A 23682-nucleotide genomic window follows, 5' to 3' on the forward strand; every position below is an offset into this window, starting at 1 on the left:
TCTTATTCAATTAAGACGACCTTAGAAGTCACTGATTAGCGAAGACCTGTATTTAGGTCTTCGCTATTTATTACTTTTTTCATCAATCTACTTCTAAAGCTACTAGAATCTCTTCTAAGTCATTAGTAGAATCTTTGACATCTTTGGCATCTATAATTGAACTAATTCTTTCAACAGTTTTTTCCTCTACTACATTTCGAGCGGTAATTTTGACCTGAAACTCTCTCTCGATATAGTTTAATAATCTAATAACTTTTAAAGAATGACCTCCTAGGTCAAAGAACGAGTCTTTAATTCCAACGTTCTCAACCTCTAATGTTTTTTCAAATAATTGTACTATAGTCTTTTGAGTTTCGGTTTTAGGTTCAACATGCTCTCCATTAAAATCTATCACAGGGTTTGGCAACTCAGCCTTGTTAACTTTCCCATTTAGTGAAGTTGGTATTTTGTCCAATTGAACAATATAGCTGGGCACCATATAATCAGGAAGTTTTTCAGAAATTTCTTTTTGCACTAGCTTAGCATCTATTCTTTTATTAGCCACTACATAAGCACAAAGATATTTTTCATCATTTAATTCTTTTATTGTCACTACAGCATCCTGGATACTTTCGTGCATTCTGAGAGCCGCATTAACTTCTTGAATCTCTACTCTGAATCCCCTAACCTTTACTTGATCATCTACTCTTCCTAGGAATTCAATCCTTCCTTGGTTAGACCATCTAACTAAGTCACCTGTTTTATACATTCTACTTTTAACTTTAAAAGGATTTGGAACAAACTTTTCATCTGTTAATTCAGGTTGATTTAGATATCCTGAAGAAACTGAGTCGCCTGTAACACATAATTCCCCTACCATTCCAGTTCCACATACATTTCCAAATCTATTAATCACATACAGTTTTGTATTAGAAATTGGTCTGCCGATTGGTATGATTTCATCGCTTTCACTATTTGAAATTTGATGAGATGCAATAGTAACTGTAGTTTCAGTAGGACCATAAAAATGATAAATATCATTTAACTTGTGTGTATTCTCTCCCACTATTTCATTTACTTCCTCTAAGGTGATTGACTCCGCTGCAATAAACAACGTATCGAATTGTGAAAGCAATGGGGTACAATTCACTTCTTTTGCATAAACCACAACTTCTCTTAGTAAGGACGGAATAAAGGTAATTTTATTTCCTGGAATAAGTTGCAACAGTTCGTCTGGTTTCTTTCTTTGGTTCTCATTAACAATTAGTAATTTTCCACCTGATAAAAGAGAAGGGAAGAGCTCTGCTGTATGCCCATCAAAGGTAAAAGCAATAGTTTGAACCATAGTAGATTCACTATTAAAGTTACCATTTTTCATTTGCCATAAAGTATGGTTCAATGAGTTATAATGGCTTACCATAACCCCTTTAGGATTCCCTGTAGTTCCTGATGTGAAAATAATATAAGCTAAATCATTAGGCTTTATAGAAACGTTAATTTCCTCTTGGTATAGGCTTGTCATATTGCATAACTCTAATTGTTTAATATCTAAGGATGTGTTTTCTAAAATTGATGAATCTTTACCGTGTAAAACTACTTTTGCTTTTACTTCATCAATCATATATTGAATTCTTTTTATAGGTTGTTCCGGATCAATTGGTAGGTACGCAGCTCCGGCTTTTAAAACCCCTAGAACACCCACCGCTAATTCTAAAGATGGTTTAGTAATTATAGGAATAATATCTCCTACAGCTGTTCCTTTTTGTATTAATGTAGCTGCTACCGAGTTAGCTTTTAAGTCTAATTCTTTATAACTTAAAGATTGCTCATCAAACTCTACAGCAATATTATCAGGATAGAGATTTACCTGTTTTTCAAATAAAGAAACTAATGTTTCGTTTATTGGAAGCGGATCTTCCGTTTTGTTATACTCTGTGACGATTTTTTCCTCTTCTCCTGGTACAAAATAATTAACTTCGCTTAGTTGTAGGTCTGGAGTTCTTATCATTTGGTCCAGTAAGATGATCATACGAGTAAGTATTCTGGACACTTCTGACTTTCCATACATATTTAAGTCATACATAATACTTAAATAAAAATTGGTACGTTTCACAGCACCCAATGATAAATTAAAGTTTGTTAATTCACGTATATCCTGTAGTTTAAAAGGATTATTTACCGCATCTTCTAATTGATATTGCTCATAATTCTCAAATGAGAATGCATTTTTGAATAATTCATCTCCCATTTGTGATAACTTCTGAATTTCGGCTAGTGGATAATGTTCATATTGGGTTGTATTAATAGATTGTTCTTGAACGTTATTTAAAAGGGTTGAAACTGTATCATCTTTTTTTAGGTTAACTCTCACGGGAACTGTATTAATGCACATTCCCAGCATTGTCTCAACGTCTGCTAAATCAACATTCCTACCAGATACAACTTTACCGAACACAATGTCATTTTTATTGGAATAGGCCGCTAAAGTAAGTGCCCACATAGTTTCGAAAACTGTATTTATGGTATAACCTTGGTTAGCACAAAATTTTTCTAAACGCTTATACAATTCTTCAGGCAACTTAAATTCTACTTTACCTACATCATCTATATCTCCACCTTCTGGATTCCCTTCAGGCTTGATGATAATTTGATCTTCAAAATCCTCTATTAATTCCTTCCAGTATTTTCGCGCTTTTTCATTATCTCCATTTCCAGCTAGTTGAACGTAATCAGAAAATGTTGTATTCTCTTCTTTTTCGTTTAGAAGTAAACTTTCATAAGAAGCACCTTCCGTTAGATGTTGATAAGTATTGAATAATTCATTTCGCAATATACTGCTGCACCAACCATCTAATATGATGTGATGGAATGTGATTAGGAGCTTATAGTCTTTTTCATCAAGTTTAATGACTGTTAGCCTTAATAAACTGTCTTTCTCGAAATCAAAACCTCTTCTTACATCTTCTTTTTTAAGCTTTTCAAATGTATTATTCTTGTCATCTTGAGAAGATAAATCTACAAAGTTAAACTCTAACTTTTTATTTTCAAGAATAAGTTGTCTTGGAATAGTAACTAAACGATGTTCTATTGCCGTTCTTAATATGCTGTATTTATTAGCAATAATTTCAAGACTTTTTTGCATTAAATCTATGTCAACATCTCTTTCCGTATAATTAATCATCTGAACCACATATTCAGAGGAATCAGGAGTGCTTATTTTTCGATAGAGCATTGCTTCCTGCATAGAAGTCAAAGGATGAATCTTCTCGACTTTATAGCCAAGCTCATTATACTTTTCTTGCACTTGTTCAAACTCTTCGTTACTCCACTTATATTCCCCTAAATCAGAGGCGGTAAGGTAATTAGTTTCTTGTTCCTTACAAAACGTTATTACTTTTTCTAACTGCTCAATAAATTGGTCCATTAACTCGCTAACAAAATCCGTAGTAAACACGTTTTCATCATAAGTAACTTCCATTCTTAAAACTTTATTGATTATAGAACCGTTAATAGTAATCGGTGATCTAAAAGCATTTTGCATTGATTTATCTTTTGCTTTTTCTATGTGACTCGTAGAAAATGTGCGACCTTGATAATCCTGTCCGAATTCCCCTAAATAATTGAAGGTAACATCAGGGTCTATATCATTAAATATCTCGGGGGACACACTATGCAAAATAAGATTTCCCATACCACGATTAGGCATTTTTCGTACTGTTTCTTTTACATTAATAATATCTTTAGAAATTGAAGTACCTAGATTCTCTAAAACTACTGGATATTCACTTGTGAACCAACCTATTGTACGATCATTTTTCACATCTTTATGAATGGACTCCCTACCGTGTCCCTCCATATTGATTGAAACAATGGAGTTATCTGTTTGTTTTTGAATAGCACGAGTCAACCCGGTAATTAAGATATCGTTTATTTCAGTGTTATAAGCTTTCCCAGCATCATACAGCATTTCGTTGGTGTATCTTTCGCTTAGCTCAATGTTCATCGTATTTAGCTTAAAGTCTGCAGTGTAAGGTTTTTTGCTAAACTTCCCTTCAGGTATTTTTGAGTTTACCTCTTTCCAGTATGGTATTTCTTTTGCTAATTTATCGCTCTTTCCATACTCTCTTAAAGCTTGACTCCATTCCTTAAATGAAATGGTTTTTAACGGAAGTTTAATTTCTTTTCCATCCAATTGCATTTCATAACCATCAATAAAATCATTAATCAATATTCTCCAAGAAATACCGTCAATGGATAGATGGTGAATACAGAAGAATAGATAAAATTTGTTCATACATTTAAACAGTCCTAGCTTAAATAAAGGCCCTGTTTCGATGTTTATACTCTTCTGGATTTCTAAAGTTTCACTTATAAAGGTTTCTCTGAATTCCCCTTCATCTTGAATATGTGTAAGATCAATTACACTAAGCTCAAGATGCTTATCCTTCTCATACGGGAGAATGTACTGAGACTTACCAGAGTAAACCGCTCTTAATAAGTCGTGATGTTTAACAATCTCATTTAAAACATTTTTTATAAAATTTATATCAGGCTCAACATCAGTCTCTAAAATATAGGACTGGTTAAAATAATTTGGCTCATTAATGCGCATCTTTTCAAAAAAAGTTTCCTGAATAGGACTTAATTCTGCAGGACCTGTAATCTCTTCTTGATTGATCTTTAAGTTATCAATGGTCTTTACCTTTGAATAAATCTTTCCAATAATCTTATTTTCCAAGATATCTTTTACTGAAAGTTCATATTTTCTTTCACGAAGTTTAGAGATAATTTGAATAGCCTTGATAGAATCTCCACCGAGCTCAAAGAAGTTATCTTCCATTGAAACACTTTTATTCCCTAATACCTCGGAAAACGATAAAAGTATTTGATCAGTTTCTTCAGTTTTAGATTCATAATTATGACTGTTTATAAAATCTTCAATTAGTTTTCTCTTATCTAGTTTACCCCCTGCTGTTAGCGGGAAGCTTTCCACTTTAGCAATTTCATTCGGAATCATATAGCAAGGAAGATTCTTTTTTAATAAGTCTTTGATTTCATTAGTGGATTCCACTCTACTACCGTGATAAAAAGCAATGAAAAGTGGGGAATCATTAGATTGATCATAAATAACTGCAGCATCATTAATTCCTTCTAGCTCACGAATTCTCGCTTCTACTTCTGCTAATTCAATTCTATATCCATTAATTTTAACTTGTTCATCTGCTCTTCCCAAAAGATTTATTATTCCATCGTGCTTCCAATATCCAACATCTCCAGTTTTGTAGAGACGCTGATCTGAAATATGAGGAATAATAATATATCGTTCGTTAGTTAAGTTCGGCTTATTTAAATAACCCCGTGCAACTCCTGCCCCACCGACATATAACTCTCCTTCCTCATCAATAGCACATAGGTTATTCTCTTTAAGGATATAAATTTCACCATTTTTAATAGGACTTCCAATTGTAACCTCTTCTAAGGAGAATTGATTGTTATAAAAGTACCCACTTGCAACTACTGTACCCTCAGTAGGTCCGTAGAGATTTGCTATATCTTTTACTTTATTGGGACACAGCTTACTAAACTTAACAATTAAATCACTAGGTAAGGGCTCTGCTCCAAGGTAAATCTTCTCAAATTTGAATAGTTCATCAGTCTTATTAAAGGTTTCTGCATAATCTACTACTGCCTTGAATAAACTTGGGATCATAAAAGCCTGAGCATTAACTAGATTATCTAAAATTTCTACAGGATTAACTTTCTGATTATTATCTAATATACGTACTTGACCTCCCGCTGCAAGGCAAGGGAAGATTTCAATTACTGATGCATCAAAGATAAAGGAAGAGCTCTGTAACATCTTAGTTTTGCTATTCATATTACCAATATCAATCATCCAGTTGACCAAATTCACAAGGTTTCTATGCTCTACCATTACCCCTTTAGGATTTCCAGTAGTACCTGAAGTGTAAATGACATAGCATAAGTCTGATATCTCTGGTTTTTCATTTAAGTTATATCTGGACTTTAAAAGTGCTGAGTCCACTTCAATATATTTAATTGACTCAAAGCTTTTTTTGTCGTTGGATTTCCGAAGGCTTGAGTCTACTAATATGGTTCGTAGGCCACTATCTTCAATCATATATAGCAATCTCTCATAAGGCTGGTTAGGATCCAGCGGCAAGTATGAGCCACCGGATTTCAAAACCCCTAAAATAGAAATAAGAGTTTCAATAGAACGATTCATCATTATTCCTATAATATCGTTACCTTTAACACCGCTCTCCTTCAATATGCGGGCAACACTATTTGCTTTTCCGTTTAATTCCGAATAAGTTATGTGATGATCCTTATAAGACACAGCGATACCCTTTGGATTCTTTTTAACGGTTGATTCAAAGTATTCTACAAAGCTACCAGTAAAGTTATAGTTAAATTTAGTATTATTGAAATCCATTTGTGTTTTTGTATTTTCGTTATTATATTTGCCTGATTGTTGCTCTTTTTTATTCTCCTTAATGCTCATCACTGTTTCCCCCAAATTTTCTTTTCACTATGTCATTTTTTATTGGTTTTCTTAGCTTAATGCTTTTTGTGAGTGAGAAGATTCCTCTAATTCATTTAGAGCTGTTTGTATTTCCACTTCAATGTCTTGTTTACAGCCCTTGAATACTGGATAAGTAACAATAAGTTGATTATCTACGTCATTAATAAAGATTTCAGTTGATGTGAAATCCTCGTTCTGACCTGATAACCACTTTTGTAACTCCTCAGGAGAGACATTGTATGCCCCTTGATAGTTAACAATGAGAACTTTAGAAAATAGCTCCTCAATATCTTGTGCTCTATCAAATAGAATTTCTGAAAAGTTTACTGCTTTTTCTTTCTTTAAGGATTGGAAGTACTCAATTCTTTTCTTCAGTAAACCATCTTTAGAAAAGTCGATAGCGGCAGGGATTAAATCTAAGAAACATCCTAGGGTTTCCGCGTAATTCCCATTCATATGATTTCTTTCATCTTGAACAACTAGTACAGGATAAGTTTCATTTTCCATAGTCGTAAGACCGTTATGCTGAGCTATAGACTGAAGGATACACTCAATAATTTCCCAAGGGTTGTCCCTATATCTTTTAAGAGTATTAGGCCCTAATCTAAAAAGTTTATTTACATTGAATTGCAGGGTTTTATCACTGTTGTTATTGAGAATGTCATAAATTAGCGCTTTTTCATTTAATATTTCTCTAACGAGTTCACTATTGTCACCTAAGTTATGAATTGTGTCCTGTACTTCTTCTACATAGGAGACGTAAGATGTATTCTCGGAGATGTTGTAAGAAAAACCCTCTATTTTATTTCTGAGCTTTTCTTCGAATATTTGTGAGCTAGCCTTATCCCATACACAATGATCAATAATTAAATTGATTTGGTATCTTGATTCGGTTAATTGGCTTACAAATATATGAGACAAAGGGTTATTAATACCTGGATAATATTCTTTTAGAGTAATGTAGTCATCAATATTATTGGAGATGCTATCTCCTCCGATTCTATTCCTCATATCAAGGAAAGGAATAAACCAAGAATCGATAAATTGGTGTTCATTAATCTGTTTTTCTCCATTGGAGAAAGAATATGAACTTCTTAATGCGCTATGTTCTTCAATTATTTCTAATATGGCTGCCCTAACAATTGATGAAGCTCCTTCAAACGATATTGATAGTTGTCCACTGATAATCCCCGCGCTTGTTGAGCAATAAAATTCCTGAATTTTTGTCGGAGAGTATGTTCTTACTAAAGGTCCTTTATAGTTATCAGTTTGTTTTTCAATGAAATCAGAGTAATTAATGGCTTTATTATCTAATTGGTTATAAGCCAACAGTAATTTCAATTCATCTACTGTCTTACAACCTTGTGTATGTTCATATTTATCGAGCGGCACAATAAAATCGATAAATGAATTCCTAACTTTCAAGTTCTCAATGAGACCTGCTATATTTTCATATAGAGGTTTTGTAAGGTTCTCAACGTACAGGATTGTAAATATTTCACCATCTATCTTAAGCTCTTCAATTAGAGATGCTTTATTGTAGCTATCCAAAATAACTTGATTGATATCTGCTTTTGTATGATTCTTATCTTGAGTAACATAATCAATAAAGCTAGAAATAGCCTGTACATTTTTGTATTTTAAAATAGCTCTTACATTTATTTCATATCCTAAGCTATTCAATTTGGAAATTACTCTTATTGCTTTAATAGAATCTCCACCGATATCAAGGAAATTATCATCTGTGCTTATATCATCTTTCAAAAGAACTTCCTGGAAAGCACGGTATACGACTTCCTCTGTTTTAGATTTAGGATATAAATTTACACGTTCTTTATTTAGGATTGGCTTTGGTAAGTTTCTTTTATCGATCTTTCCGTTTAGAGTCTTCGGTATCTCGTTAATTTGAACAAGATGTGCTGGTACCATATAATCATTCAGTTTTCTAAACAAGAAATCTTGAAGATCAGTAGGATTAATCGCCTTCCTTGCAGTAAAATAAGCTACAATTTGTTCCGCTGTATTATTTTCATCTACAATAACCACAGCATCTATAACATCTTCAAATTGACGGATACAGCTCTCTATCTCAAATAATTCTATTCTGAAGCCACGTACTTTCACTTGTTCATCAATTCTTCCTAATAACTCAATGTCTCCATCTGTATTCCACTTTGCTAAATCACCGGTTTGATATAATACCTCCCCTTTGCAATATGGATGCTCAATGAACTTCTCTTTTGTTAATTTTTCATTATTTAAATAGCCTGCAGCAACTCCACGACCGCCAACAAAAAGTTCACCAATCATTCCAATGCCCACTAATTGCTTCTGGTTCATAATCAAAGCGGTGGTATTTTTTATAGGTTTTCCTACTAAAATTTTTGAGTCGTTGTAGTTTTCCTTAAATTCATATGAGGTACTACATACTGTTGCTTCAGTCGGACCATAACAATTCCGAATGATAGGTTTGTTTTCAATTTCTTTTGAGGTTTCGAAAAATTCAGAAACGACATCCAGTGTTAGTGCTTCGCCCGCTAAAGAAATGGACTTTAAGGAATGTAATTTATCTAGTACTCCATTGCACTTAGCATAATCTAACAATTCCCGATACATTGAAGGAACCATAACTATATGTGCATTATTAAAGCAACTAACCATTTCATATGGATCAGCTTTTTGATTGTCTGATAAAATGAGTAGTTTACTTCCCCCTAGAAGCGCTGGGAATATTTCGTACACTGATCCATCAAAGATGAAAGAAAAGTTTTGTACGACTATACTATTCTCATCAAGGCTTAGATGAGATATTAACCAATTGGATAGGTTTATAACATTTCGGTGTTCAATTGATACACCTTTTGGATTACCTGTTGTTCCACTTGTATATATGACATAAGCCAAATTAGTTGGATATATAACATTTGATAAGTTTTCTTCGAGGTATCCGATGTTATCACTCATCATTACAAATGGAATGTTATTCAAGTTTCCAATTACCTCTTCGCTATTGGGTCCAACAACGATTAATCTAGCCTTGGAGTCATTGATCATATAGTTGATTCTATCGATTGGCTGTTTTCTATCGATTGGCAAATATGCGGCACCAGCTTTAAGAATGGCATAAATGGCTACAATCATTTCGCAAGTTCTATCTGATATCAGGCCAACAACATCATTAGCTTTAATGCCCTTATCTTTTAGTTGTTTGGCTAGGTAGTTGGAGCGTGAATTTAACTCCTTATAGCTTAAAGTTTCTCCTTCGTATTCAACCGCAATATGATTAGGAAATTCACTTACAACTTTCTCTAACCTTTCAACTATCGTTTCCTCTTCTGGTGTATCATCCATTTCTTCATTGAAACTGTTTAATATTATGTCTTTCTCAATATCGCTTACAACGTTTAATTCAGAAATAGATTTTTCTGGTGTATCAATTACGCTAAGAAGTAAGTTTTTGAAATGATTTAATACTCTAGAAATCTCACCATAATTGTATTTATTCGTCTGATACATTAAGTTTAAGGAAAGTTGTTTTTCAATTATGATACTTAGGGCTAAATCAAAATTAGTTTGCTCACTTGCTTCTTCCATCTGCAGCTCAGCTGGTTCCGAACCTTCTTCTACAAAATAATTCTCAAAGGCTAAAATAGTTTGGATCATTCCTGCTCCTAAATTTGTTTCATTTTGAATGTCTGTTAATGACATATGATCAAATTGCCCGCTATTTAGTGCCTGATTCTGAACATCTTGTAGTAAATCCGTAAACTTTTGGTTTGGCTGACTTTTAATACGTACTGGAATCGTATTTATAAACAACCCTACTATTTGCTCGATACCCGGAATTTCTGCGTTTCTTCCAGAAACCACTTTACCGAAAATGGAGTCTGAAACATTGTTATATTTTTGAAGAAGAATCCCCCATAATGCTTCAATAATGGTGTTTACTGTTACATTGTAGTCTTTGCTTATCTTAACTAATTTTTGTGTCTCATTTTCGTTTAGTGATAATTCATAGGACTTGACCTCTTCACTTCCGTTTTCCGGCTTACCTTCTTCTATAATAGAGGTCTTTTCTTCTAAACCATCTAATAAATTTCTCCAGTACTTTGCGCTACTTTTTCTCTTATTAATTAAATCAACATAATCAGAAAAGCTGGCTTTAGGTTTAGAAAATTCATTAACCTTAAGATTGTTAACAATTGCTTCATAATATTTGAGTAAGTCGCGCACAAGTATAGGTAAACTCCAACCATCCATAATAATGTGGTGTGCCGACATAATCACTCTATAATCTGTTTCCTCCATCTTCACTATAGTGAAACGAAGTAAACTATCCTCTTCTAAGTCAAACCCTCTGTTTCTATCTTTAATTTTAGTATCGTAAAAAACATTTGTTTTATCTTTGTGCTCTGTCAAATCTAGAACATTCAATTCCACATCACGCTGTTCAGATATAACTTGTCGTGGAACACTCACCTTTTTATAGATAACACTTGTTTTTAAAATTTTGTGTTTATTTGTTATTAAGCTTAAACTCTCTATTAGAGCATTTAAATTTAATTTTTCATGCCAAGTAAAGACATTTTGCAAGAAATAATTCGAGGATTCTCCATCCTCCATCTTGTGAAATAACATACCTTGCTGCATAGGTGTTAGCGGATAAATCATCTCTAAATTTTCTCGTTTTCTACTTAATTGACTCACGCAGTATTCAAAGTCAGCAACTCCCCATTCTATTTCATTAAAATCTGAAGCAGTATGTTCGCTAACTTTCTTTAGTAAGCAATGTGACACGACCTTATTTAATTGTTCTTGCCAGTTATGTTCTAATTTCTCAATGAAAGTTGTTGATATAACTTCTGAGTTATAAGAAGTAGTGATTTCTAAGTGCCCATTAATTACTTCGCAGTTTATACTAATAGGTGTTCCAAACCTATTTTTAGAATCAATTTGTTTACCTGAACTTATATCAACAGGATAGAAATAATCACTGTTTGCTATGGCTGTTTGTTCTCCAAAATAATTTAAAGTAATAAACGGCTGTAAATTCTTTTCGTTTATAAAGTTTAATTTTTTTGCTATTCCATATCCTATCCCGTGATTAGGAACTCGTCTCAACGCCTCTTTTGTTCGAATAATATCAAGTCGAATATCATCTCCTACGTTACTTAAGACAACGGGATACATAGTAGTAAACCAACCGACTGTACGATCTATTGAAAAACCATCTAAAATCTCCGCTCTTCCGTGGCTTTCCATATTCAAGCTTACAGTATTATGGCCATTGATTTTCTGCATCGTTCGGAATAAAGATGCAAACAACAGATCTTTGACATCTAAGTTATAGGCTTGTATGGCCTTTTTAGTTAAATTTGCTGTTAACTCTCTTCCGATTTTCAGTTCACTTTCTTTGATCCCTGTACCTTCTGAGTTCCTCGCCTCTTTAGATAAGGAATGGTTAGAATCAACCTCTGTCTGTACCTGTTTCCAATAATCCAATTCTCTTTTTCTCTCTTCGGATTGGAAATAAGTTTCTATGCCCATACTCCATCTCTTATATGACAAAGTTTTTTGGGGAAGTTTAACGTCTGAACCTTTTAAATATCCTTCGTACAGGGTGTTTAAATCCTCTAAAATAATTTTCCAAGAGATATTATCTACAAGTAAGTGATGAATACATAGCAATGCTCCGTTGAATTTTAAAGAATTTATTAGAGCGCATTTGATTAACGGACCGCTCTCAATGTCTAGAGAAGTCTGCAAGTCATTTCCTATAGCTTCAATTTCGTCCAAGCTTGATTGTTGTAGAACTCGCTCAGATAATAGAAATAAATTTTCAGCCGTTTCAGGGCGAACAAATTGTTTACCATTTACATAATGGGCTCTTAATTGATCGTGATGCATTACTAACGCTTTTAAAGCCCTAGTAAACACCGAAACATCAATTTCATTTTTACTCTCCAAAACAATACTTTGGTTAAAATGATTAGGGTTTTCTAAATTAGAATTGAAGAATTCACATTGGATTGGTGTAAAAGGTAATTGACCAATCACTGCTTCATCTAATGATTGAATATCCCCTAGTTTTTTTAGAGTCAGCGCAATTCTTTTAATTGTTTTGTTCTGCATAATGCTTTTAACTGTTGCGCTGTATCCTCTCTCTCTCAATTTGGAGACAATCCTAATAGCCTTAATTGAATCTCCACCTAGTTCAAAGAAACTAGTGTCAATGCCCACTGGTTCAACTCCTAGAATCTCTGAGAAGACCTCGCATAAAACCGTTTCTATAGGATTAGTCGGCTTTTCATAATTAGAGAATTTGTTGACACTAAGTTGACCTAGATACTTTTTATTTATTTTTCCATTTGAAAGTAGCGGTAAGTCATCTAATTTAATAATGAATTCTGGCACCATATATTCAGGTAATTTCTTTAAGAGTACATCTTTAATTACTGAATTTTTTATGGGAGCGTCACTTGTAAAGTATGCTACTAAAAAGTCATTATTGGGATCTTCTTTCCTAACCACTACTGCTTCATTTATATCTGTTATATCTTTTAAAGCAGTTTCTATCTCTTGCAACTCTACTCTAAATCCTCTTATCTTTACTTGTTCATCCACTCGACCGACTAATTCAATTTCATCAAATTGATTAATATAGCCAATGTCGCCGGTTCTATAGATTAATTCATTATCTAGAGCTGAGCAGCGTACAAATGAAGCTTCTGTTAATTTCTTGTTATTTAAATATCCCTTTGAAACCCCAAGTCCACCTACACAAATTTCTCCTAAAACACCTTTTGCACAAAGCTCACTTTGATTTAAAATATAAATTTTGTAGTTGGAGACTGGTTTGCCAATTGGTATATTATCTAAATTTGTATCTTCTCTTAACTGATACGAAGTTGACGTAACAGTAGCTTCTGTTGGTCCATAAAAATTACAGATCTTTGATAACTTACTCCCTTTTATTGATTGATATCTCCTGATAAGATCACCTGAAATCTTTTCTGCTGCAAGGTTTAATCTTTCAAAAGAGTTTAAGGTTTCTTCCATCTTGTTATCAATTGCATATTCCATTAAAGCTCTGAACATTGACGGTAAGAAACTAATGTGTGCACCTGGTAACAATTTTAGGATTTCTTCAGGTTCTTTTTTCTTTTCAGGATGTATTAATAAGAGCTTTGCACCGGAAAGTAAAGTTGAAAAGATTTCCAATGCTGATCCATCAAAGATAAATGCGGTATTTTGAATATACTTTGACTGATTTGTTAACTCTGCTTCTGTTATATGCCAGTAAACTTGATTAATAATATTTTTATGAGTTATCATTACTCCCTTAGGATTACCGGTCGAACCGGAAGTGTAGATAACGTATGCTAGATCTTCTTCGGATATATTCTGCTTCACAGAAAAGCTACTTCTACCGTCTAATTCATCTAAGTGAATGATTTTTTTGTCACTTAAATCAAGTATTTGCGATTTGAAATGGTCTACTATTAAAGCGTTCATATTGCTATCGCTTATAATATAAGACAAACGTTCTTTTGGTGTATTTGGATCTAGTGGTAGGTAAGCTGCTCCAGTTTTTAGAACGCCGAGAACCGCAGCCATTGTATCAATAGAAGAATTGGCTATTATGCCGACAATCGAACCGCTGTAAACTCCTTTTTGGGATAACTCTAAGCTAATATAATTTGCTCTTTCATTTAGTTCTGAATAAGTTAAACTTTCACCTTCAAATTCAATCGCTATCTGACTCTCATTTGTGCTAACAGTCTCTTCAAATATGTCAATTAACGATTTATTTGTAGGAAATTTATCTTCTTTTTTATTTAAGCCCCTTTTTAAATCTGTCTTCTCTTTTTCTGACATATAATCAAGTTTAGAAACAGAACATTCAGGGTTCTGTAATATATTAGTGAGCAAAATTTCAAAATGATCGGCCATACGCATAATTGTAGCTTCTGTGAATATATCTGTACTGTATTCCCAGTACAAATCATAGGATTCTTCACCTTTATCAATCATTAATGTAAGATCGAATTTAGCCGTTTTGTGACAATGACTAATACCTGATAACTCTGCTTTACCTAGCTTCAAATCTGATTTAGCACCATTCTGCAGACCAAACATCACATCAAAAATTGGATTTCTAGATGTATTTCTTTCAACGTTAAGTTCTTTAACTAATTCGTCGAAAGGATAATCTTGATTTTCGTATCCTTTTAAACATTTAGCTTTGAGGAACTCTAAGAATTCTAGAAAAGAATGTTCTGGTCTCACTTCACCTTTAATTGCCAGGGTATTAACAAACATCCCTAACATATTATGAGTATCTGGGTGCGTTCTGCCTGCAATAGGGGTACCCAGAATTATTTCTTCTTGATGAGAATACTTTTGTAGTAACGTCATAAACGCAGACATAAATAACATATATTCCGTAGTCTTCGTTTTTTTACAAAGATCCTCGATGAGCACAGTATGTGCTTTTTTCATTTCCCTATTGAAACTATTTCCTTTGTTACTTCTCCAAGCTGGGCGCTGAAAATCAGTCCTTAATTCTAAAGGAGTTATTCCATTCTTAAATTCACTTAGCCAGTATTGTTTTTGTGGGTCTATATTTCTCTTATTTTCCCACGCACTATAGTTTTTGTATTGAGCTTTTAGCGGTGGTAGGGGAAAATCATTATATAACTTTCCCAATTCATCAAAAATCAGAGCTAGGGACTCTCCGTCACAAATAATATGGTGAACGTCAATTAGCAAGTAATTGTCATCGCTCGTTAAATTCTTTACTACTCTCATTCTCATCAGGGGCGCCTTCTTTAAATTGAAAGGTTGTACAAACCCTTCTAAAATTTCTCTCTCCTCTACTCCCTGTACCTCTTCATAAACTACTTTCGCTTCTACCTCTTCTTCTACTACTTGAATGAAATTATTTTTTGAGTGCATAAAATGTGTTCTTAGTAACTCGTGCCGTTCGCATAACTTCCTAAATGCTCTTTCCAAAGTGTTTAAATTTATTTGACCTTCAACTTTTAGTAAAGTAGGAACATTATAAGAAGTACTGCTTTCTTGCAAGACTTCTAATGCATAAATGCGTTTCTGGGCCGAACTCATTCTGTATTTGTGGCTCAAACTCTACACCTCTTTTAACCGTAGTTTCTATTAGATTAGTTCTTCTACTTCTTCGTCTTCTAAACTCCCCCAACTCTTTTGGTAATTTTCACTCATCTCTTTATATCCAATTAGTTTACTAATCTCTCTAACTGTTCGAGCTTCAAAAATTTCTGTCACTTTCAATTGAATGCCAGTTCTCTGCTCAATCATTGTAATGAATTGAACAGCTTTTAATGAGTGTCCACCTACCTCGAAAAAGTCATCATCTAGACCGATGAAGGTTCCTCCAAGAATATCTTGGAATACTGATAATACGGTTTTTTCCGTATCGTTTGTTGGTTCATTTGTTTGATTAAGTGATATTACTTCTGGCATTTCTAACTTTCCAAAGTGAATTTTTCCGTTTGACTTCATTGGAAGAGACGTAACAACACTAATATGTGTAGGAACCATATAACTTGGGAGCTTAGCCTTTAACTCTTGATAAATTTCTTCTTTTGTTACAGTGTCACTCTGTACATAAAGACAAATAATTTTTTCCTCATCTCTTGTTTTCACAGTTACTGCTACGTCAAATACATCAATATTATCCCTTACATTAGCTTCTATCTCGCTTAGTTCAATTCGATAACCCCTTAATTTAATTTGATTATCAATGCGTCCTAAGTACGTTATAGTTCCATCAGGCATCCATTTTCCAATGTCTCCTGTGCGGTAAAGTTTCCCTCCACCAAATGGATTAGGTACAAACTTTTCATTTGTTAATGATTCTCGATTTAAATAACCAGCTGTTATGCCCTTTCCTGCTACGCAAATCTCTCCAGGAGAGTTGATGCCACAAAGTTGATTATCATCAGAGAGAATGTAGACTTGTACATTCGAAATTGGTTTTCCAATCGATACGTTATTTAATTGCTCTCCGCTAATTTTAAAGTATGTGCAACACACAGTTGCCTCAGTTGGACCATACGTATTGTATACACTAGCATTCTGGATTAAGTTATCATAATAAATAGGTTTGATTTCCTCTCCCCCACTAATGTATGTTTTTACAGATTTAGTCCTATTCAGCTTATTAATTTCACTTAATGCTAGCGGTGAGCAGCTGATAATATTTACTTCTTTTTGGTTGATATAATCACATAATTCCTCGAAGTCAATCCCATAGAACTTTGGATAAATGCATAATGTGCCCCCAAATGATAAAGTTGGGAAGACCTCTTCGATGAACATATCGAAAGTATAGGTTGCTTGTTGTAGGAATCTAGTGTTTTCATCTACGGAAAACTCTTCTCTAAATGAATATACATATGCAAGAATATTGCTGTTTTTCAACGTAACCCCTTTAGGTTTACCTGTGGTTCCAGACGTATAAATTATGCAAAACAGATCTTCAGGATAGTACATACGTTGAAATTCCAAATTTGTATTACCTTCCTGAGGGTTAAATATCATTGTTTCCACTTTTAGTGAAATTAGATTTTCACCCCTATATTCTTCATCATCTTCGTTAGACAGTAATACATTTGCCCCGCAATCCTTAAGTATTAAGTCAATGCGCTCTTTCGGATAATTCGGATCTAAAGGTACATAAGCTGCCCCAGTTTTGAGAATGCCAATTATTGAAATAATCATTTCAGGAGAGTTTTGTAATTTTAGAGCTATGACACTATCTCGATTTATTCCTCCCTGATAAAGGTGATTAGCAATGAGATTAGACTTTTCGTTTAGTTCTTTATAAGTCAGTTTAATATCGCTATATACCACGGCTTCCTTTTCAGGGTTCAGGTTTGCATTCTCTTCGATTAGATCAATAATTGATTTATTTGCATCAAAATTTAAAGCAGTCTTATTAAAGTTCTCTAGGATGTTCTCTCTTTCATATTCAGAAATAAGTTGAAGATCTCTGAATTGAATATCTGGATTATGAACAATTTGTTTTAATATATTTTCAAGCCTTTCCATCATATTTCCGACTTCTATTTCCTGATATTTGTTCTTATTGAATAAAAGATCAAAAGTTAAGGTTTCACCTGCTTCTACTGATAAAGTAAGATCATAATTGGTTTCTTCCCTTACAGTATCTAGAACAGGAACTAACCCTGTACTACTTTGATTTGTATTGTCAGCTATATAATAGTTCTCGAAGATCAGTAGGGTCTGAATTAATTCTGGCCCTAATTCTGTTAGACTTTGGATATACGCCAAAGAACTATACCCATTTTCCATAGAATCTATTGCCTGATTCTGTAGTTTGCTTAACACCTCTCTAACTAAATCTGTTGGCTCATTACATACACGGACAGGAATTGTATTAATAAATAACCCTATAACTTCTTCGACATTTTTGACTATACTATCTCGCCCAGATACGACCTTCCCAAACACAACATCGCTCGATAGATTATAGCTTTGAAGTAACATTCCCCAAGCTAATTCAATTACGGTGTTGAGGGTACTATTATTTTTACGTGCATATTCTTGAATAGAACTGAAAAGATTTACTGGTAAAGAATACAGTGTTCGATTAATAGTTTTTTCTTGCTTTCTAGACTCAAATGCAGGCTTAATATCATTTGCTCCGTCAAAATCATTTAGCAAGTCTCTCCAGTAATTAATTACTTCTTCGTCATCCTTATTTCGGATGATACGAACATAGTCTTCATAAGTCCCTTGTGTTTTAGTTGTAATATCTTCTTTAGATAGCTCCTTGTAATTGGTTAATCTCTCATATATATCAAATAAATCATTCATTAATATAGACATACACCAACCATCCATAATAATATGATGGAATGTCATTATTAATTTGAACGATTCTTCTGCTTGTTTTACAAATGTAAATCTAATCAAACGTTCTTTTTCAAGATTAAATCCACGCTGTAAATCATCTTTTGCTATGGATTTAATTAAAAGTTCTACATCGTCATTACTTGAAATGTCTATATATTTAAGATCAATTTCTTTGTTTTCAACTATTACTTGTCGAGGCTCGCTTAATTGTGATCTGAAAATATTAGTCTTTAAAACCTCGTGTTTTTCACTTAATAATTGAAGTGCTTGTTTAAAGGGTTCTATTTCAATTGGCTTGTCTGTGTTAAAGATTCCTTGTACAACATAACTTTCATTGCTTTCATCTTGTAATGTATGAAACAGTATTCCCTCTTGCATCGGTGTTAATGGATATATACGCTTTATTACTCCATTATCACTTTCTACTTTATCCTTAATAGCATTGAATTCATTTAAGGATAAATCTAACTCTCCAAAATCGGAAGGAGTTGTAATAATATTCGCTTGCACTCCACAATGCTTAACGATGTTTTGAACCTCTTTTTCGAATTTATCTATTAGAGATTCAATGAACTCTGTTGTAAAACGTGAAATGTCATATGATACAGAGAAATGTAGTTCGCCATCCACAATAATGCCATCCATTGAGATTGGCGTTCCAAATATATTTTCTAAAGAGATTGGGTTAGCGCATTTAAGTTCACTAACAATAAAACTCTCTTCATCTTGATGTTTTTGTTGTTCTCCTAAATAATTAAAAGTGATGTCTGATGTACTTTCTTTGAATAGATGCTCTTTATAATTATTTTTTAAAATTTGATAACCTATCCCACGATTCGGAACACGTTTTAGCGTCTCTTTAACATTTATAATATCTTGTTCAATGTCTTTTCCAATATCGTTGACAACCACAGGATAGATATTTGTGAACCACCCTACCGTCCTTTCAATCCTTAGAGTTGATAGAGGATTTTCCCTTCCGTGTGTTTCGAGATGGACTGCTGCCGTATTATTACTGTTAATTTTCGCTATTGATCTAAACAAAGCAGCCAGTAGTAAGTCTTTTACTTCCAATCCATATGGTTTAACAGATTTATAAATTAAGTTAGAAGTAACTTCTTTAGAAAAACATAAATCTATTTGATGAAGGAAGGTAGACTGGTGTTTTGGAAAACTTGGCTCAAACAGACTTTTACTTAGTTCAAGTTCAACCTTTTTCCAATACGCTAACTCTCTTTTCACACTATACTTCGTTGCCAATCTGTCTTGCTCTTCTACCCATTTTTTATAGGAATCGCTCCTACTTGGAAGGTTTTTTTCCTTTCCTTTTGACAATGAGTTATAAATATCATTTAAATCATCAATGATAATTTGCCAAGAAACACTATCCACTACTAAATGGTGGATTGTTATAAATAAATAATCCTTTTCCTTGATCATAAAGTGTCCTACTTTGACTAGAGGTCCACTGGTTAAGTTAATTGAACTTGTAATTTCTAATGTTTTATCCAAAAATAATTTCTTAAATTCATCCTTGGATTGTATTGCTGAGAAATCCTGCTCAATAAATTCATATAAACTATGGTTATCTGATGACTTAATGACCTGATGTCTGTTATCAAAGGTTGCTCGTAACATATCGTGATGCTGAACGATTTTAGAAAGAGCCGTCTTTAATATTACCGAGTTAATACTTTTCTTAGATTCTAAAACTACCGATTGATTGAAGTAATTTGGATTAGGTAAATTGCTTTTCATAAATTCATTTTGAATTAGAGAAAGTTTCACCTCACCTGTTAACTCCTTTTGTTGATTACATCCACTATTTAGAACTTTAATATTATCGATAATATTCTCTATTGCTTTACGCTCCATAATCTCTCTAAGCGTTAAAAAGTACCCTTCTTCTCTTAGTTTCGCTATAATTCTGATCCCCTTAATAGAATCTCCACCTAAGTCAAAGAAATTATCTCTCATTCCCACTCTAGTTCCAAGTACTTTTGAGAAGACATTTACTACTGCTGTTTCAAAGTCGTTACGAGGTGCTACATAATTTACATGGGATTGAAGAATCGGATCAGGAAGTTTACCTTTGTTCACTTTCCCATTGCTTGTTAAAGGTATATTTTCAACATTAATAATGAACGTTGGAATCATATAGTCAGGAACAAAATTCCCTAACATATCTTTAATCTCTTTTTCTGAGGAGTTGTTCCCTACTAAATAAGCACAAAGATAGTCTCCAACATTTAAGTTCTTAATGAGTACACTTACATCGCTAATATTTAACTCATTCTTCAGAACCCTTTCTATTTCTTCCAGATTAATTCTGAATCCCTTGAGCTTAGTTTGATCATCCATTCTTCCGCAATAAACTAAATTACCATCGGAACATTTATAAACAAGATCTCCTGTAGCATACATTTTAGCCCCTGGAATGAATGGGTTTTCAATAAATTTCTTGCTAGTAAGTTCTTGATTATTAACATATCCATAAGCCAGACATTCTCCAGAAATATATAACTCTCCGATCACTCCATATGGTTGATGTTTTAATTCAGAGTTTAAAACATACAACTGAGTGTTATTTATTGCACGACCAATAGGAACTAACATATCGTCAGTATTTATATTGTATTTGTGAGTAGCGCATCCAATGGTAGCTTCAGTTGGGCCATACTCATTAATAATAGAAATAGGATGTTTTACTTTTAGTGTTATTTCTTTGCAAGTTTGTACAGTTAACTCTTCTCCACCTACAATTAAAGTATGGAAAATTGCATTTTCTATATCTAACTGATTAACCATCTTCAAATGAGAAGGAGTTAATTTTAAAATGGTAACTTTATTTTCCTTAACTAAGTCTATTAATGCTGTAGCGTAATCTTTTGAAGGATAGATATGCATAGTTAAGCCTGATACTAACGGTAAAAAAATGGAAGTTATGGTCAAATCAAAAGAAAGTGGTGAATAGAACCCGAATGTATCTTCTTCAGAAATAATATACTTTTGTTTTCCCCAGTCTAAATAATTCAATAAGCTATTTTCCTTAATCGCTACCCCTTTCGGTCTTCCAGTAGAACCGGAAGTGTAGATGACATACGTCAACATATGTTCGTCTCTTTGGATATTGATTTCTTTATTGGGCAATTTAGAAAAATCAATTTCCTTATAGCGAAGAATATCGCCATGTAAGGAACTAAAATTAAATTCTTCTAAATTAGAAATTAATAGACTAGCATTACTATTTTCTAAGATGTAATTGATTCTATCTTTTGGAAGGTTAGGCTCAATTGGCAAAAAGGCTGCGCCAGCTTTTAGAACTCCGAGGATTGTGACGATAGTTTCAAAAGATCTATCAAACAGCAAGGCGACTACCGATTTAGGCTTAAGTCTTTGCTGTACAAGGTGCAATGCCAATTTATTAGAGGCATGGTCTAATTCTATGAACGTCATTGAACGATTGCCCATTCTTAGAGCTCTTTTATTCGGTTTAATCCGAACATTGTGATTGAATGTATCCAATACTGATCTTTTCAATTTCATTCGTGGTGTTTTTCGAAAACCATCAATTAGCAATGAATACTCTGTTTCATTCAGCATACTGATAGTTTCCAAATGTCGGGAAGGGGTTGATATTACATTTCTTAAAAATTCGTTAAACAATTTATCTATATACTCAACAGTTTGCTTTTTAAACAGCTCCGAACAATACTCCCAATTGAATTCATAACCTGATTCAGTTGCATCAATTGTTAAAGTTAAATCAAATTTAGAAACGGGATAATCGATGTCCTTGATTTCATTAAGTTCTTTTCCATCTAAAATATATTTTTTATCTTCAACATTCTGGAAAACGAACATGATGTCAAACAGCGGATTTCTGGATACATCTCTTTCTATGTCTAATTTTTCAATTAACTCTTCGAATGGATACTCTTGATGGTCAAAAATCGAATAAACTTTATCCTTCATTGTCGATAACAGGGAAGTGAATGATTGACTTTTATCAATTCTATTATTTACTGCGAGAGTATTAACGAACATCCCAACCATATTATGAGATTGAGGGTGTGTACGATTCGCTACAGGAATTCCCACAGTTATATCATCTTGCGAATTGTATTTGCTTAAAAAAGCCATAAATGCTGATAACAACACCATAAATTCTGTTGTATTATTACTACTGCAAAATGTTTTTACTAACTTACTTAATTCGTTATTTGGAGTTTTATGTATTGTCTTCCCCTTAATACTTTTCCACTTTGGGCGGTTAAAGTCTGTCCTTAAGTCCACAACCGGTGGTAATTCAGAGAATTCCTTTAACCAAAATTCTTCGTGCACTGACATATCCTTAGAGTTTTGCCAAGCGGTAAAATCTTTATATTGAATTTTATTATCTTTGAGTGACCCCCCTTTATATAAAGAAAGTAATTCATCAATAAAAATGTTGACCGAGATTGCATCGCAAATAATATGATGAAAGTCAATCATTAATAATGAACCTTCGTCAGTTTCTTGAACTTTTACACGCATTAGCGGGGCCTTTACTAAATCAAATGGTCGTAAAAATTCTTTAAAAGACTCTTGCATATCCTTAGTTACTTCTAGGTCTACTTCTAGTTTAACAGCCACTTCTTCGTGTACGATTTGGTAGAACTTATCATCCTTATTTGTAAAGGTAGTTCTAAGTAATTCGTGCCTTTTACAGAGCTCATTAAATGCCTCAGTTAGTCTATTGACATCAAACCGTCCAGAAAAATCTAAAACCTTAGGGGTGTTATAAGAAATATCATTTCCTTGTAATTGGTTTATGATATAGAGGCGCTTTTGGTTATTACTCATATAGAATTTTTTTGCCACAATCATTTCTCCTTAAGATTTTAATTTCTCTGCTGCTATTCTTTGCTTAAATTCTTCACTTTAACGTTTTATCAATTATAGTAATCAGGAGAGTATTCAAATTCATCTTTCATGGCTTTACTTACCTGATTCTTTAAATAGCACAATTATAACTTAAGAATTCATTGTATTTTTTTGGTAATTGATTTTGTTAGGTTTATTACAATCCTGCTATACACCTAAAATATTTTTTCCTTTTTAAAATGGACTAGTTTTCCTCTTTTCTGTTATGAGTATGACTATTATATCAGCCCTCTCTTTTTAAGGATACGTTAAATATATCAATCAATTCCATATATGGCAAACATTCGTAACGATTTTACCATATAATATTA

3 protein-coding genes are annotated in these 23682 nt (G+C 33.2%); all 3 read right to left on the reverse strand.

The features are described from left to right. Window positions 1-82: 82 nt before the first annotated feature. The 3 genes from ACWJJ5_RS03450 to ACWJJ5_RS03460 are packed head-to-tail and all read right to left on the reverse strand — an operon-like array spanning window position 83 to window position 23308. Window positions 83-6505: an amino acid adenylation domain-containing protein gene (locus tag ACWJJ5_RS03450; protein ID WP_454022192.1), complete on the reverse strand. Its 6423-nt coding sequence runs from the start codon at window positions 6503-6505 to the stop codon at window positions 83-85. 51 nt (window positions 6506-6556) lie between these two features. Then, window positions 6557-15670: a non-ribosomal peptide synthetase gene (locus ACWJJ5_RS03455; protein WP_101562539.1), complete on the reverse strand. Its 9114-nt coding sequence runs from the start codon at window positions 15668-15670 to the stop codon at window positions 6557-6559. A 30-nt stretch (window positions 15671-15700) separates the two neighbouring features. Then, complete coding sequence (locus ACWJJ5_RS03460; RefSeq protein ID WP_454022193.1) at window positions 15701-23308, reverse strand: amino acid adenylation domain-containing protein; 7608 nt, start codon at window positions 23306-23308, stop codon at window positions 15701-15703. Window positions 23309-23682 lie beyond the last annotated feature (374 nt).

Source organism: Bacillus sp. JK74 (assembly GCF_053663395.1).